5 protein-coding genes are annotated in these 16,937 nt (G+C 70.6%); all 5 read right to left on the bottom strand.

Annotated features, from left to right (window positions below):
• Window positions 1–7: 7 nt before the first annotated feature.
• The 5 genes from ACQPYS_RS03475 to ACQPYS_RS03455 all read right to left on the bottom strand — a co-directional run bounded on the left by ACQPYS_RS03475 (window position 8) and on the right by ACQPYS_RS03455 (window position 16,927).
• A complete protein-coding gene (locus ACQPYS_RS03475) occupies window positions 8–763 on the bottom strand; it encodes a thioesterase II family protein (protein WP_433491680.1) in 756 nt (251 codons plus the stop codon).
• A 143-nt stretch (window positions 764–906) separates the two neighbouring features.
• A complete protein-coding gene (locus ACQPYS_RS03470) occupies window positions 907–5,499 on the bottom strand; it encodes an amino acid adenylation domain-containing protein (RefSeq protein ID WP_433491679.1) in 4,593 nt (1,530 codons plus the stop codon).
• Window positions 5,490–11,546, bottom strand: a complete 6,057-nt coding sequence (locus ACQPYS_RS03465) for an amino acid adenylation domain-containing protein (protein WP_433491678.1) — start codon at window positions 11,544–11,546, stop codon at window positions 5,490–5,492. Before ACQPYS_RS03465 ends, ACQPYS_RS03470 begins: the two co-directional genes overlap by 10 nt.
• 1 nt (window position 11,547) lies before the next feature.
• Entirely contained in the window at window positions 11,548–14,979 is a 3,432-nt protein-coding gene (locus ACQPYS_RS03460) for an amino acid adenylation domain-containing protein (protein ID WP_433491677.1), read from the bottom strand.
• 199 nt (window positions 14,980–15,178) lie between these two features.
• Window positions 15,179–16,927, bottom strand: a complete 1,749-nt coding sequence (locus tag ACQPYS_RS03455) for a condensation domain-containing protein (RefSeq protein ID WP_433491676.1) — start codon at window positions 16,925–16,927, stop codon at window positions 15,179–15,181.
• Between the last annotated feature and the right edge of the window lie 10 nt (window positions 16,928–16,937).

Below are 16,937 nucleotides of genomic sequence, written 5' to 3'. Positions count from 1 at the left end.
CCTCGTCTCATACGTTCGATCCGGAGCGCGCGCTCTCGGCCACCAGGTCGGCGAGGGCAGCGATATGGTCGTTCAGGTAGAAGTGGCCGCCGTCGAACACCGTGACCTCGACCTCCCCGCTGTGCTGCCGCCAACCGTTGAGGTCGGCGATGCCGACGATCGGGTCGCGGTCCCCGCCGATCGCGTGGATCCGCGTGGCGATCTTGATATCGGGGTCGCACCGGTAGTCGTCGGAGGCCCGGTGGTCGGCCTTGATGGCGGGCAGCGCCATGCGCATCAGTTCGCGGCTGGCGAGCACATCGGAGCCGGTGCCCTCGAGCATCGCGAGATGATCGAGCAGTTCGTCATCGTCGGCCGGAGCGGGTTTGCGGTGCTCGCCGCGACAGGGTGCGACGGCGGCCGAGATCACGGCCTGGTTCACCGGCATCCCGGCAGCCTCGGCGAGTTGCACGAACTCGAAGGACACCAGCGAGCCCATACTGTGCCCGAACGTCACGAACGGCAGCCCGCGGTGGACCGCCGATGCCCGGAACTCGGCGAAGGCGCCGGCCGCGATATCGGCCAGCGAGGTGAGCGCCGGCTCGTTCGCCCGGTCCTGGCGGCCGGGGTACTGGAAGACGAAAACATCGAAATCCGCGCTGAACGCCTTGGACAGCGCCCGGTAGGCCGAGGCCCCCGATCCCGCGTGCGGAAAGATCAGCAACGGAATCGGCTCGGCCGCCCGGGATCTGTGGAATTTCCGGATCCACCCTGGACTCTGCATACGATCACTCCGCTCTGGTTTCGATGTCGGCGCGACCGGCGAATTACGGTGCCCGCCCCGGCCGCTCGGATCGGCCCCGGCGCATCCAGCGGCTTCCGCCGGGCGCTGTCTCGGGGCCGAATGATGTTCGAGGTCAGGAAGTCTCACGTTTCCCCCGCGGTATGACCGGGCGGGTCCACAGCCGCCGCCAGTGCCGCCACGGCCCGCGACCACAACTCGGTCAGCCGGTCGATCTGGGCAGCGGTGAAGATCCCCTCGCTGAACCCCCATCGGGTCATCAGCTGTGGGCCCCGGGGGGTGCTCTCGACTGTGGCGACCAGGCTCGTGGCCGACCGCACCGGCAGATCCGGTTCGGTGTCCACGGGCAGAGCCTGCGCCAGGGCCGGATCGCTGATCATCGACCAGGCGCCCTCACGATGCCCGCCGAGATCCATCCGGCCGAGATAATTGAGTTCTATCTGTGGATACCCGGCCTCCACCAGTTCGGGCACACCGGCGATATCGCGCAGCAGTCCGAAATCCACACCGTGCTCGGGGATCCGGCGCATATGCGCGCTCACCGCATCCAGCAGCGCCCGCGCCGCGGCCGGTTCCGCTTCGGCCCGGTCGACATCCACGGCATGCTCGCCCGTACCGAGCCGGACCGGAAAAACGCTGGTGAACCAACCCACCGTGGCGGAAGTATCGCAGTCGGCCGCGATATCCGGCCGTCCGTGACTTTCCAATGCGACCAATGCGCCGGCCCGGTGATCCTGGCCACGCTCGCGCCGCCAGGAAGCCAGCGTCGCGGTCAGCGCGGCCAACAACAGATCGCGGACGCCGTCCTGCCCCGCGGCGGACCGCAGGATCCGTGCGGTCGTCGCCGGTGCGGTCGGTACTCCGGTGAACCGCAGGGACGCCCACGTATCGCTCTGCCGCAGGACACGTCCACCCAGCAGCGGGTCGGGAGCCTGGACCTGAGCCACCCAGTAATCCCGTTGCGCGAGCACTTCCGGCTGCCGGGCACGCTGCCACAGCAACTCCGACCATCGCCGGTAGGAGGTGCCCTCCGCGGCGATTCGCGGCGCCACGCCGACCGCGACCTGCGCCCAGGCATGTTCCAGATCGGCGAGCAGGATATGCCAGGACACCACGTCGACCGCCAGGTGATGGGCGGTCAGCAACAGCAGATCACCGCGCGGCGTACCGCGGAAACGCACCGCGCGCACCATCTGTGCGCGGTACGGATCGAGTTCGTCGATTGCCGTGCGGGCCGCCGCCCCGATCGCCGCCGTGCACCGGGATCCGGTCGAACCGGGATCGATGTCGAGCTCGCTCAGTATCCCAGTCGCCGCGACGAGCCCGGGCTCGCGGGTGACGACCCGCGGACCGTCCGGAGTCTCGGTCAGCACCGCACGCAGCATGTCGTGCCCGTCCAGCACAGCCTGCAGCACCATCTCCAAGTCGGTGCGCACCATGTTTTCGGGCAGAGTGAGCAGCACCCCCTGCGCCAACCGCCGGAAATGCGGTTGTGCGTACATCCACGACACGATCGGCAGCGGTGGTACCGGTCCGTAGTCGGGGCCGTCCGATTCCACCGCCGTCGCCGCCCCCGCGTCGATGGCGGCGGCCAGATCACGAATCGTCGGCGCCGTGACCACCATGCGCGGGGTCACCGGCAGCCCGTGCCGCCGGGCCCGGTTGACCAGCGAAATGGCGACGATGCTGTCCATTCCGAGCGCGAAGAAGTCGTCCTCGACCCCCGGCGCGCCACCGTCGAACACCTCGGCGAGTACCGCGCTCAGTGTGTGTTCGGTCGCCGTGACCGGCGCCGCCGACCCGACCTCCCGATGCCGCGTACGCAACTCTTCGGCCAGTCCGGCCAGTGCCCGGACGTCGAGCTTGCCGTTGGCGTTGACCGGCAGTTCGGGCAGTGCCTCCAGCCGCCCGGGCACCATATAGGCGGGCAGTACCCCGGCCAGCGCGGCGCGCATCCGCGCCGGGTCCACCGGCGCATCCGCTTCCGGTACCACGAAACCCACCAGTCCGGCGCTCGCGCCGTGGCGGCGGACGATCGCGGCGGCGGCCGCGATCCCGGGCAGGTCGCGCAGCGCGGTCTCCACCTCACCGATCTCGACCCGATAGCCACGGATCTTCACCTGATCGTCGGCGCGCCCGAGATATTCCAGGCCACCCTCGGGCCGGTGCCGCACCAGATCGCCGGTGCGGTACATCCGTGCGCCGGGGTGCACCGGGTCCGCGACGAAACGGCCGGCTGTGGCCGCGGCCCGCCCCACATAGCCGCGCGCCACCTGCGGGCCGGACAGGTACAGCTCCCCCACCGCCCCGGCCGGCACCGGACGCAACCGCGAATCCAGTACGTAGGCGGACATTCCGGCGGTCGGCAGGCCGATGGTCGCCGACGCCGGACCGTCCGGCGCGGTCACCTCCGCGACCATCGCTTCCACGGTCGTCTCGGTCGGGCCGTAGCAGTTGTGTACCGCGATATCGGGTAGCGCGCGCAGCCGGGACCACAGCTGCCCGTCGATGGCTTCGCCGCCGAGCGCCAGCACGGTGAGCTGCTTCCCCGGCAACCCGGTGGCCTCCAACTGGCGGAACATCGACGGCGTCGTATCGATCATGTCGATCCCGAACCGGGTCAGCCCCGACACCAGGCCCGCGGCGTCGCGCATGGTCTCCTCGCCGAACACCTGCACGCTGTGCCCGTCGAGCAGGCCGATCATCGGCTGCCAGGAGGCGTCGAAACTCAGCGACCAGGCATGCGCGATCCGCAACGGCCGCCCGAGCCGGCGCACCGCGGGCCGGTACACCCGGGCCCGGTGGTCGGCGAAGTAGCTCACCAGCGCCCGGTGCGTATTCGCCACGCCCTTCGGTTCTCCGGTGGAGCCCGAGGTGAAGATGACGTAGGCGCAGTGACCGGACCGGCGGCGCACCGGCGGCGCACCCGCCGGGTGGCGTGCGATACGAGCGGCGACCGCGGCGTCGTCGAGGTCGAGCGCCGGTGGTCCGTCCGGAGCCGCCGTGAACCCCGCCGCGGTCAGCAGTAGCCGGGGTCGGGACTGCCGCAGAATGGATTCGATCCGCGTCGCCGGCAATGTGATATCGACCGGAACGTAGGCGGCGCCGGCCGCGAATACCGCGAGCACGGCCACGATCGAGCGCGCGCCACGTGGAAGGCAGAGCGCCACCGTGTCTTCCGGTCCGACACCCGCGGCGACGAGTTCCCGGGCCAGCCGGGTGGCCTCGTCGTGCACCTGCCGGTAGGTGAACCGGACCGTATCGCCGGCGAGCGCCGGCGCGTCCGGGGTGATCGCGGCCTGGCGTTCGAACAGCTCGAATACCGTGGCCGCGGCGTCGGTATCCGGCAGTTCCGGTGTCGCGGCGCCGCGCAGCAATTCGGCCGCGGCCGCGGCGGAGTGGACCTCCACCGCACCGGCCGGAATGTCGGCGGCGCCGGGTAGCCGCCGCAGCACGGTGAGCATCATCGACCCGATATCGCCGGGCCGGTACGGCAGCGCGCCGGGTACGGCCTCCACCGCGACCAGCAATTCCTCGTCGTAGACGTGGGCGACCACTGTCAGCGGATAGTGCGTGAGGTTCTTCGACAGCACGGGTTCGAAATGGACCCCGCTGTCGCCGATATCACCGAGCCCGTCCAGCGGCGCGTTCTGGAAGACGAACATCGTGTCGAACAGCGCGCTGTGCCCGGCGGCGAGCTGCACCGACGACAGGCTCAGATACCCGATCTCGCGCATCGTGCTGGATTCGCGCTGTAGGCGCAGGCAACTCGCGGCCACGGTTTCGGCCGGATCCAGCCGGAAAGCCACCGGGACGGTGTTGATGAACAGGCCGATCATCCGGTCCACGCCCGAGATCTGCTCGGGGCGCCCGGTCACCACCGTGCCGTACACGGTGTCGGCGCGGTCGGTGAGCCGGGACAGCACCACCGTCCAGGCGAATTGGACCGCGGTGTTCAGGGTGAGCCCGCGCTCGCGCGCCCAGTTCCGCAGTGTCCGCGTCTCGGCCGCGGTCAGCCCGACCCGGGTGACCTCGGGCGGTACCGCGGCGGCGCTACCGCCCAGCCCCGACGCGGCCCCGCCTTCGGCGACCATGAGGGGGCCGCTCACCGGTTCCAGATACCGCACCCACTGCTGCCGCACCTGGTCGGTATCGCGGCCGGCCAGCCAGCCGATGTAATCCCGGTAGGGCCGTACCGGCGGCAGTACCTCGGGCGCGCCTCCGGCCGCGTACAGCTCGCGCAACTCGGCGAAGAACAGGCCGAGCGACCAGCCGTCCAGCAGGATGTGGTGCGCGGTGACGATCAGGCGGCGGCGCTGGGTACCGTCCGCGGCCGGGGGCAGGATCACCAGTGCGGCGCGCAGCGCCGGGCCCTTCCGCAGATCGAACGGCCGCCGGGTCTCCGCCTCGGTGACCGCGTCCACCTCGTCGTCGGTCGCCGTGAGCTCGGTCCACGGCAGGTCCACCGCGGTGGGAATGATCTGCACCGGTTTCGGCAGGTCCTCGTCCCAGAACACCGCCCGCAGATTCGGATGGCGGACGAGCAGTGCCTCCAGACTGCCACGCAGCACCCCGGTATCCAGCGGGCCGGTGATATCGACCGCGAACGGGATGGCGTACACATCGTGTCCCGCGGCGGTCAGCTGCGCCAGGGTGAACAGCCCCTCCTGCAGCGGGCTCAGCGCCAGGACGTCTTCGATCTCGGCGTTCACTGCCACATCCTCCGCATCACCAGCAGCCCTTCGTCTTCGTCGGTGAGGATCCGGGCCGCCTCTATCGGGCGGTCGGGATGGTCGGCGATATCGCGGAGGGTGTTACGGAAGGCGGCTTCCACGATCCGCGCGTCATCGGCTTCGAAGGCGTCCTCGGCGTAGAAGATGATGGCCTGCACCTGATCGCTGAGCAGCAGCGAATTCGCCGGGAAGATCATGAGCAGCAGGGCGTTGTCGGTGGCACCACCCGCCTCGAAGGACACCAGCTCCAAACCCGACTCATCGAGCAGATCCGCCAGCTCCCGGCGACGCGCCGGATACGACTCCAGCACGAACATGCTGTCGAAGAGTTTGCGTGTCCCGGTCGCCCGGAGGGCGGCGGTCAGCGGGTACTGATGGTGCTCCATGAGTTCCACCCGCCGCGACCGGGTATCGGCGAGGTGCTCGCGCCAGGTGCGATCCCGGCGCAGCGGCAGCACGGCCGGAACGATATTGGCGAAACAGCCGATGGCCTCGTGCACGCCGTCGAGATCCGCGGGGCGGCCCGATACCGATTCCCCGAACACCGGGGTCTCGGTACCGGTCACGTACCGCAGCGTGTTGGCCCAGGCCAGCTGGCACACCACCCCGAAGGTGGTCCCGAGCTCGGCCGCCAACGCGGTGAGCCGGCGCACCAGATCCTCCTCGATCGTGAACTCGCACGCGACCGGCGGCGCCGAACCGCCCGGCGCCCGCCCGGGCGCGGCCAGACACGGTTCGACACCGTCGAGCACCGTGCCCCACGCCGCCTCGGCGGCCGGCGCGCCGCGACGGACCGAGTCCAGGAAGCGCGCGAAAGTCGCCGGATCGGCGAGGGGCTCGGCCCCGGGCACCGCGAACTCGGCGAATATCTCCTGGGTCAGCAGCTGCCCGGACCACCCGTCCAGCAGCAGGTGGTGCATGGTCAGCACGATCATGTGACGGGATTCGGGCAATCGCGCCACCGTGACCCGGAACATCGGGCCGCGGCCGAGGTCGAACTGTTCGGCCTGATCGGTCCGGATCAACTCCGCCAGCCGCGCCGCCGGGTCCCGGTCGGCCGTGAAATCCACTTCGCGCACCGGGATGTCGACGTGCGGGGCCACGATGCCGTACGGAGTGCCCTCGTGGGAAACCGACACCGTGATCCGCAGATTCGGGTAACGGTTGAGCACCGTGTCGTACGCCGCGGCCAACCGTGCGATATCGAGATCACCGCGGACACCGATCAGGGTCTGCACGTTGTAGAGGTCGGCGGACCCGGCACTCAGGGCGGTGAAGAACAGGCCCGCCTGCATGGGTGCCAGCGGATACACATCCTCGTAGGCGCCGTAGGTGCCGTGCCAGCGGTCCAGGTCGAGCTGGGTCACCTCGGCGGCGAGTACATCACCGGGCGTGAGCCGGCGGCCCGGGTCCTCCCGCACCGTTTTCGCCAGCTCGCCCAGCGCGCCGAGCCAGTGCTCGGCCAGTTCGCGGACCTCGGTCGCGGGGAGCGACCCCGCCGGACAGCGCATCGTGACGCGCAGTGCCGGGTCGCCGTCGTCGATCAGCGTCGCGGTGGTGATTTCGAGCAGTGCCGCCACCGGCCGGTCCGGTCCGGTGAACTCGCCCGGGAGACCGAACTCCGGTGCGATCCCGCCCACCGCGGCGGCGGAGCCGACGGTGAAGCTGCCCAGGTAGCCGAAGCTCAGCTGTGGCGCGGGTGTTTGCCGCAGGGTGGCGTCGGCGCGGTCGCGCAGCAGGCCGTATCCGATCCCGGCACCGGGGACCGCGCGCAGTTGCTCCTTCACCGCCTTGACCGCGGTGACCGTATCCGGCTCGCCGGATCCGCCGCCGATATCGAGTACTACCGGGTACGGACTCGCCAACCGGCCGACCGTCCGCGTCGGATCGGCTCCGGGGAAGAGGCTTTCGGCGCGGCCGCGACCGTCGACGGTGAGCGATACGGTGGCGGCGTCCCGGTCGCGGGCGCGGCGGAACCGGTGCACGGCCACCGCCAGCGCGGCGATCTGGACAGTATCGAAATCGCAGCCGAAGGACTCGGCCACGGCCTCCGCCAGGAAAGCGGTGTCGTCGCAGTCGAGTTCGGCGGTGATCTCCACGGTGACGTCGGCCGGATCGAAGTCCACTGCTTCCACCAGCCGATCCGCATCCGCGACGACCGCCCGCCAGTAGTCGAGTTCACCGGCCACTGCCTCGGTCTCCGCGTACCGGAGCAGATTGATGTTCCAGGTCCGCACCGAGGTGCCCGCGGCGGTCCCGATCGATTCTCCCGACCACAGCCGGCGTAGTTCGTCCTGCACGATCCGCCACGAGACCCGGTCGGCGACCAGGTGGTGGATCACCAGCAGCAGTCGTCCGGCCGTCCGGTCCGGGGTCCGGATCCACACCGCGCCCATCACGATCCCGTCCGCGGGATCGAGCGTGGCCGCCGTGACCCGGGCCTGTTCGGCCAGCACCTCCGCGACGCGGTCCCATTGCGCGGCGGGTAGTTCGACCTCGCTGACCGCGGGGCGTGCGATGTGCTCGTCCGGCCCGGGAACGTAATAGCCGCGCCGACCGTCCGGGCCGGTACCGATCCGGGCCCGCAGCAGCGGGTGCCGGTCGAGCAGGGTGCCGAGTGCGGCGGTGAGCTCCCGCGCCGTGCTGTCGGCAGGAGTCACCAGCGCTGCCGCCCGGCCGTACCCGAGCTGGGCGGCGGTCGGTTCGGAGCCGAGAGGCACGAAGGGTATCCAGCCGGTGGCCACCGCGTCCGATAGGACAGGAGGAGCGGTGCCGGTGATCGATGTTGCGGCCGAAGCGATGGCGGCGACGGTGCGTGCCTCGAACAGCGCGCCGGTGGTGATCGCCAGACCGCTCTTCTTGAGCGCCGACACCAACCGGATCGCGCTGATGGAATCCCCGCCCAGAGCGAGGAAATCGTCGTCGGCGGCCAGCACCGTCGCGACGGGAAGCGCCAGCACGGACCGGACGGCCTCGGCCACCGTGTGTTCGGCGGTGCCGCGCAGGGCGCGCCCCCGCCCGGCGGCGCTGCCGAGATCCGGCAGCGGCAGTGCCTTGCGGTCGAGTTTCCCGTTGGCGGTGAGCGGGAGCCGGTCCAACCGGACCAGTGCGGCGGGAATCATGTAGTCGGGCAGCCGTTCGGCCAGCCGGGCCCGCAGATACGTGGCGTTCTCGGCTTCGCCGGCGGTCGTCGGCGGCGCATCCGCCTCGGGTACGTAGTAGGCGACCAGCACCGTATCCGCGTCCTGGGCGACCGCGATCGCCGCCGCGTCCGCGACCCCGGGCACCCGGCGCAGTGCCGAACCGACCTCGCCGAGTTCGATCCGGTGCCCGCGAATCTTCACCTGGTCGTCGGCGCGCCCCAGGTATTCCAGGCGGCCGCGGGCGTTCCAGCGCGCGATATCGCCGGTGCGGTACATCCGCGCGCCGGCTTCGTCCAGGAACGGGCAGGCCACGAAGGTCGCCGCCGTGGTGCCGGGACGGCGGTGATAGCCCTGGGCCAGCTGGACTCCCGCCAGATACAATTCCCCGGTGACCCCGGCGGGCACCCGCCGCAGCTGCTCGTCGAGCACGAATACCGACGAATTGGCCTCCGGCACCCCGATGAGCGCGGGCCCCTGTTCCGGTGCCCCGGCGAAATCCTCGTGGGTGATGTCCATGGCGGCCTCGGTGGGGCCGTACAGACCCAGTACCGTTCCGCCGAATACGAGGCTCGACTCCGCGACCAGGGCCGGCGGTACCGCCTCACCACCGAGATAGACGAACCGCATCGATCGCAACCGCGCCGGATCGGGACCGGAGTCCAGCAGCGCGCGCACCACACTGGGCACCAGCGAGATCTGGGTGATCCGGTGCCGGTCGATGATCTCGGTGAGCGCCTCCACATCGGCCTGCCACCAGTCCGGTGGCGGCAGGACCGTCGCCGATCCGGTGCACAGGGCGTTGACCAGCTCGAACACCGATACGTCGAATCCGATCGGCGCCTTCTGCAGAATCCGTTCGGCACCGAAACCGAAATGGTCACGCATCCACTGCACATGGTTGGCGGCGGCGCGGTGACCGACGACGACACCCTTGGGCCGCCCGGTCGTACCGGAGGTGTAGAGCAGGTAGGCGGCGTCCAGCGGATGAACCGGGCGGACCGGTTCGGCCGGCAGGCCCCGTGCCCGCTCCAGCGCGCGGACGATCTCGTCGTCGGCCAGGTCCACGACCGAGATACCGTCGGCCGCGGGCAACACCCGCTCGGCGCCGGCCGAACGCACCAGCAGCGCCGGCGCCGCGTCGGCGACCAGGAACGCGATCCGGTCGGCCGGATAGCTCGGATCGATCGGCGTGTAGACCGCCCCGGCCCGCAACACCGCGGCGAAGATCACCGGTAGCTGTTCACTGCGTTCGGCGAACACCCCCACCCGATCCCCGGGGCCCACCCCGCGCTCGGCCAGCAGCCGCGCCAGTGCCGCCACCCGGAGACCGAATTCGGCGTAGGTCAGCTCGATATCGCCGAACACCACGGCGACCCGGTCCGGGTGGTCCGCCGTGGCGGCCCGGATCATGCCATCGAGGGTGTCCGGCCGGATCGGTACCCGCGGTCCGGCCGCCCAGGCGTCGAGCCTGGCGCGGTCGGTATCGCTGAGCACCAGCAGCCGGTCCAGCGGTGTGTCCGCGTCCGCGTGCGCCAGGGTCCGGTCGAGATAGTCGTGCAGCCGGTCGACGGTAGTCGCGTCGAAGAGGTCGGTGCGATAGGTGATCTGCACTTCCACCCGGTCGGCGTGCATGAACGCTTCGACCGCCAGCGGCAGCAGCGACGCGCCGTGATCGGCCAGCCGCCAGGTGGTGGTGGCCCCGGGCAGCCGGGGACCCTGGAACTGTTGCTGGACGAAGAGGACCAGCACGTCGAACAGTTGCGAACCGATATTGCCGGTGGCGCGGTTGACGGCCCGGACGATCGCCTCCTGCGGGAAATGCTTGTGCGCGAAAGCCGCGTTGGTCACCTCGCCGAGGTGGCGGACCAGGTCACCGAACGTCTCGCCCGACCCGCCGGTGAGCCGCAGCGGCAACATATTGATCAGGTTGCCGATCAGCTCTTCGGTCCCGGCTTCTTCGCGGTTGGCGACCGCGGTCCCGACCACCATGTCCCGGGTTCCGGTGAGCTGACGCAGCGAGAGATAGCAGGCGGCGAGGAAAATCTGTAGCGGTGTGGCCCGCAATCGCTCGCCGGCCGAGCGCAGTGTCGTTTCCGCGGCGGTACTCAGCAGCCGGTCCGACCGCATCCCCCGTTCGGTGACCACGCTCGGGTGCCGGTCGTAGGGCAGCGGCAGTTCGGGTAGCTCGCGGTCGAATTGCCCGGCCCAGAATCGGTCCGCGGCGGTGTAGTCGCCTTCGGCGTACCGGTCCTGTTCCCATTCGGCGTAGTCGGCGACCTGCCGGGACAGCGGTTCGACCCGGATCTCACCGGTCAGCGCCTCCCGGTAGAACCGCTGTACATCCTGCGACAGCGCCGCCAGCGACATTCCGTCCCAGGCGATGTGCTGGATGACCACGGCCACGACCACCGTCTCGGCGTCCAGGCGGACGAAGGTGAGCCGCAGGGACGATTCCGCGGTCAGATCGAACTTCCCGTGCGCGGCGGCGGCGACGAGTTCGTCGGCACGCAGGCACGCGGTCGCGGTATCGATGCCGGTGAGGTCCGCCTCGGTGACCCGGGGCGCGAGCTCGGTGTGGATCCGTTGATACGGGTTACCGGTCTCGTCCACGTGATACGTGGTGCGCAGCACCTCGTGGCGGCGCACCAGCGCCAGGAAGGCCTGCCGCAGGGCGGCGTCGTGCACCTCGCCGCGGAAGGTCAGGATCTGGCAGACGTTGTAGGCGGTGCTGTCCGGCGCGATCTGCTGATGCGCCCAGACGAACCGCTGACCGAACGAGAGAGGCGCCCGCTGCGGATCCCGCCGCGCCGGGACCTCGGGTGCGGCGTCCAGACCTTCCGCGGCCAGCCGGACCCGCATGAGTTCCGCGAGTTCATCCAGTGTCGGCATCTCAGACGACCTCCATGTCCTCGGCAGTGCCCACCGTGGCGACCTCCAGCAGAATGCGCGCCACCCGGTCCAGCCGGCCGGAGGTGTCGGCGGCCCGTAGTGCCGCGCTGATCCCGCGCACCGTGCGCGCCTCCAGCACCACCGTGACCCCGAGATCGGCGACCGCGAGCAGACCCCGGATCTTGGCGGTGAGGGTTGTCGCCAGAATCGAATTACCGCCGGCGTCGAAGAAATCGGTCTCCACCCCGAGCCGCGGCAGGCCGAGCACCTGGGCCGCGATATAGGCCACCGCCGCTTCGATATCGCCCTCGGGTTCGACGTAGACGGGCTCGTGCCCGGTATCGGCGGCGAACAGCGCGCGGATCGCGGCGCGGTCGGATTTCCCGTTCGAGGTCAGCGGCATCTCGTCGAGCAGGCGGACCGATTCGGGGATCATCTGCGCGGGCAGCGACTCCCGCAGCCGCGCGACCGGGTCGGCGGGTTCCGCGCCCGGCGCGGCGACCGCGGCCGCGGCCAGTCGTCCCGATTCGGTGACCAGGGCGACGGCGGCACGGATATCGGGCAGTGCGCACAGCGCCGCTTCCACTTCACCGAGTTCGACACGGTAACCACGGATCTTGACCTGATGGTCGGCCCGCCCGAGGAACTCCACCGTGCCGTCGGGCAGGTAGCGGGCCAGGTCCCCGGTGCGGTACCAGCGCGTTCCGTCCAGCTCGACGAAGCGGTCGGCGGTGCGGGCGGGGTCGCCGCGATAACCGTCGGCCACACTCACCCCGCCGATCCACAGCTCACCCGGCACCCGGTCCGGGCAGTCCTCGCCGCGTTCGTTCACCACGCGCAGCACGACATTCGCCAGCGGCACACCGTAGGGCACGGTGACCCAGCCGACCGGGAATTCGTCGGTGACCTCGTACACGGTGGAGTGGATGGCGGTTTCGGTGGTACCGCCGAGCCCGGCGAAACGCAGGCCCGGTACCCGGGCACGCAGCCGATGCCCGAGTTCGGCCGGCACCCGGTCGCCGCCGGTGATCACCAGCCGTACCGTGGCCGGCTGCGCGCCGGTGGCGGTATCGGCCAGCATCGCGACCAGCCCGGGCGCGCCGTTCACGACGGTGACCGCGTACTGCTCGATCAACGCGCTCCATGCCTGCGCGTCGCGTTCGGTGACGTCGTCGACACAGACCACGGCACCGCCGAGCGCGAGCGGGGCGAAGATATCGAAAACGGACAGATCGAATTCGAGTGCGGACAGCGCGATCGTCCGGTCGCCGGGACCGAGGCCGAAATGCGCGGTGAGTGCGTCGACGGTGTTGGCCGCCGCGCGGTGCCCGACCTCCACACCCTTCGGTTCGCCGGTGGAACCGGAGGTGAACAGCACATAGGCGACCGCGGCCGGGTCGCAGTCGCGGGGCCCGGCGAGCGGGTCGGCGGACAGGGCCCGGTCCAGGGGAAGCGCGATCACCTCGTCCGGGAAGCCGGTGGCGCCGTCCACCAGCGCCACCCGCGCGCCGCCGCGCCGCAGGATACGGTCCCGCCGCGCCGCCGGTTGGCCGGTACCGATCGGCAGATAGGTCGCACCGGCCGCCAGCACCCCCAGCACCGCCGGGATCTGCCGCGGCCCCTTGGGCACGAGCACCGCGACCGTATCGCCCACCCGCACTCCGGCGGCGTCCAGCGCGCCGGCCACCGCCAGCGCCTGTGTGGCCAGTTCCCCGTAGGTGAGCGAGCCCGACCGCCACCCGAGCGCGAGACGTCCCGGCTCCCGCGCCGCCCGGTCGAAGAACGATTCGTGCAGGGTCCGTGCGCCGAGATCGGCCGCGGTGTCGTTGACCGCGGCCCGGACCGCCCGCTGTGCCTCCGGTAGCGCGATCGCCAGCGGCGCCGACCAGTCGGCCTCCGGTTCGACCAGGGTCTCGAGGATCAGCCGGAACTGCTCGAACATCGCGTCCGCGATCCCCTCGGGCAGCGCGTCCCGGCGAATGTCCCAGTTCACCAGCAGACCGCCACCGACCTCGGCGACCTGCGCGTCCAGATCGACCTGCGGCCCCTGCGACAGGATCCACACCGGTTTCCCGAAGATCCGGGTGACCCGTTCGGAGAACAGCTCCCCGAGATCCAGGCCCGAGGTGAACACCACCGACGGAGTGACGGGCGCTCCGCGCAGCCGGCCGAGGTCGCGCAGTACATCCAGGCCCTCGTAGCGAGCGTGCGCGGCACCGGTGTGCAGCGCGTGCTGCAATCGGGCGGCGCGGGCGGCCATGGATTCGGGCCGGGTGGCATCGACATCCACCAGTACCGAGTTGGTGAAATCCCCCACCACGGCGTCGATCTCGTCGTGCAGCGGTTCCCGCGCGAACAGCGGGACATTGAGGAGGAACCGCTGCCGGGCCGACCAGCGTGCGATCACCTCGGCGAAAACGGTCGCCAGCGCCACCGCCGGAGTGACCCCGTTGCCGTGGGCGTGCCGCCGCAATCGCGCCGCGGTACCGGCGTCGAACCAGTGGTGCAGCCGGATGCTGCGGGTCGGATCGGCGCGTTCGGTTTCCGGGATCACCGGGAGCGCGGGGATATCGGGCAGCTCGTCCAGGCGCTCGGCCCACCACTGCCGGTCGGCACTGTTGTCCGGTGCGGTGCGCTCCCGGTCGGTGAGGTACTCGCGGAAGGTGTACCGGAGCGGTGCGAGGCCGTCGGCATCGGCTTCGTAGAGTTGTGCCAGGTCGTCGAGGATGCGCCGGTAGCTCTGCGCGTCCGCGGCGAGCATGTCCACGTCCAGGTGCAGCCGGTGGCGGCCGTCGGGCAGCAGGCTCAGGGCGATATCGACCACCTGCCCCTTGCCGACGTCCATTCGCTGATGGCTTTTGCGCTGACGCAACCGCTCCAGTTCGGCGGCCGGATCGGCGTGGCCGGTCAGGTCGGCCGTGTCGAAAATCGGCGGCGCGTCCGGGAGTACCCGCTGGGTGCCGCTGTCGAGGAACTGCGCGCGCAGCTGCGGGTGACGGGCGACCAGCCGGGCCACCGCGCGTTCGAGACGGTCCGCCCGCACGCCGTGACCGTCGAACTCGACGTACAGATGTGCGGCGACCCCGCCGAGCCGCTGGTCACCGCGCCGGCCCATCCAGTAGGCGTGCTGCATGGTCGCCAGCCCGAATTCACCGGCCGGTTCGACGGGTTCGGCAACTGCCGGTTGTGCGGGTGTCGCGGGTTCGGTGTCGCCGCTCGCCGACAGCAGCCGGGTCCAGGCGGTGATCGTCGGCTCCAGCGCCAGCTGCGAACTCCGGACGTCCACTCCCTGTTTGCGCCAGGCTGCCGACAGTTTCATGAGCTGCATCGAGTGCATGCCCAGGCCGACGAGATCGTCGTCGTAACCCACTGACTCGGGCGGTACGCCGATGGCTGCCGCCACCACGTCGCGTACCTCGGATTTGTCGAGCATCCCACTCCTCAACCACAAGAACCTGCGCAAAGAATATAGGCAAGCCTTGCCTAACAATAATGGAGGTACCCACTGCTGGGGAACCTCCGGATCAGCACCGGAAATCGGGCCCGAGAAGTCCGATTCACCGGGCCGGACAACGGAATGGAACCGGCGCCGGAACTACCGCGAGGCCCCGGGCGAGGTCACCCGGGGTCGCTCACCGAGCGCCGAACTTCCTCCCCAGCGCACTCAAGGTCGCCGCGTCCAATCCCGACGCGCCCATCGGCGCCACCGCGGGCGCCTGTTCCACTTCCACACCGGTGTGCGCCTCGTCCCGCTCCAGCTGCCGTGCCAGCTCGTGCACGGCCGGGTGACCGAAAACGGTCTGCACATCGAGCACATACCCCTGCTCGCCCAGATCGGTCACCATGCGCAGGGCCGCGATACTGTCACCGCCGAGCGAGAAGAAGGTGTCCTCGCGGCCGATCTCGTCTTCTTCGTCCAGTTCGAGCACGGTACGGATCGCCTCGGCGATCACCCGTTCGGCCGCCGACCGCGGCGGGCCACCCAGCCCGGAGGTCATGAACACGAATCCCGCGGTCGCCGCGGCGAACAAGGCGGGCGCCGTGTCGTCGGCACCGATCGGCGTCCCGGGGTCCGCGGCCCAGGCGGCGGCCCGCTGCGCGAATCCGGCCGCGAAACCGTCGATCTCCGGCCGTCCGGCCAGCTGCGGCGGGAAGACGATGTGCACCGTGAAGGAACCGTGGGCCGCCGGGACGATATCGAAGACGATGTCCACACCATACGGACGCGCCACCTGCCGCCCGATCTCCCGGACGGACAACCCGTGCCCCTCCAGCGCGAGCGCTCCCTCGTCGCGGAGCTGCACCTGCGCCTGGAACAGACCGCCCTCGGCCGGGACCGCGTGCCCGCGCAGCAGATGGGTCAGTCGTTCGATCCGCGGGCCGGCGTATTCGCGCGCTGCCGCGACGGCCGTGGCCGCCCGATCGATCGACTCCCGCGCGGTCCCGCTCGCGGCGTCCAGGCGAATTGCCAGATAGTTGGTGAAATTACCGATCACCCTCGCCGATTCCGCGGTACGCGCGGAATCGGCGAGGCCGATGACCATATCTTCGCCGAGTCCGGCGCCGCGCAGAGCGGCGGCCGCCAGCGCGAGCAGCGGCGCGCTCGGCACGCCGGAAACGGTCAGCGCCGCGACGGTCTCCGCGGGCAGCTCCACCGTGCGATGCGCGAGACCGCCGCCCGCGCCCACGGTGATGACGGGCGTTCGCGCCGGGGCACCGGAGAGTCGCTCGGTCCAATAGGCCAGCGCCGGATCGTCCGCCGCGGTCGCGGCGAGATCGCGCAGCTGGGCGGCGGCGAAATCGCGGTACTGCCCCGCGACCTCCACGCTTTCACCGGTACAGCGGGCGAACAGACCGGCGACGATCAGGTCCAGCGCCCGGTTGTCCGCCGCGACCGGATGCACGGCGACGGTGAGTACATCGCGTCCCGCGAGCCGGTACAGCCGCATTCGCAGCGGGATCCGCCGCACCGGATCGAAACGATGCCCGGCGTCCCCGGCGAGGGCCGCGACCAGCGCGGTCTCATCGGTCGTGCCCGGCACGATCTCCAGCACCGCGTCCGGCACGGGCAAGGGCTGCTGATAGGGCAGGCGCCGATCGTCGGGGAAGACGCTGCGCAGGATCTCGTGGTCGGCGAGCAGGGCGGCCGCCGCGCGCTCGAGCGCGGCGGGATCCAGCGCGCCGGTGATCTCGACCGCGACGAACAGATTCGGCACCGGCGACCCGCCTCGGCCGGCCGGATCGTGCAGCCGTTCCGGCAGGAGGGCCGCCTGCTGCGACAGCGACAACGGCACCGCGCGCCCCACTCCGGCCCGCCCGGGCGCCGGGCGGGGCCCGGCGGTTTCCTGCGTAACCGTTTGCTGCACAAGTGAATCTGGCATTGCGATCCTC

The organism is Nocardia grenadensis (assembly GCF_050942415.1).
Lineage (GTDB): Bacteria > Actinomycetota > Actinomycetes > Mycobacteriales > Mycobacteriaceae > Nocardia > Nocardia grenadensis.
The sequence above is the reverse complement of the archived record's forward strand: the minus strand, read 5'-3'. Positions and strand labels throughout refer to the sequence as shown.

What these genes read in the sequence shown, in the direction of transcription:
- ACQPYS_RS03475 (WP_433491680.1), bottom strand. Translation starts at nt 763, where the DNA reads ATGCAGAGTCCAGGGTGGATCCGGAAATTCCACAGATCCCGGGCGGCC.
- ACQPYS_RS03465 (WP_433491678.1), bottom strand. Translation starts at nt 11,546, where the DNA reads ATGCCGACACTGGATGAACTCGCGGAACTCATGCGGGTCCGGCTGGCC.
- ACQPYS_RS03460 (WP_433491677.1), bottom strand. Translation starts at nt 14,979, where the DNA reads ATGCTCGACAAATCCGAGGTACGCGACGTGGTGGCGGCAGCCATCGGC.
- ACQPYS_RS03455 (WP_433491676.1), bottom strand. Translation starts at nt 16,927, where the DNA reads ATGCCAGATTCACTTGTGCAGCAAACGGTTACGCAGGAAACCGCCGGG.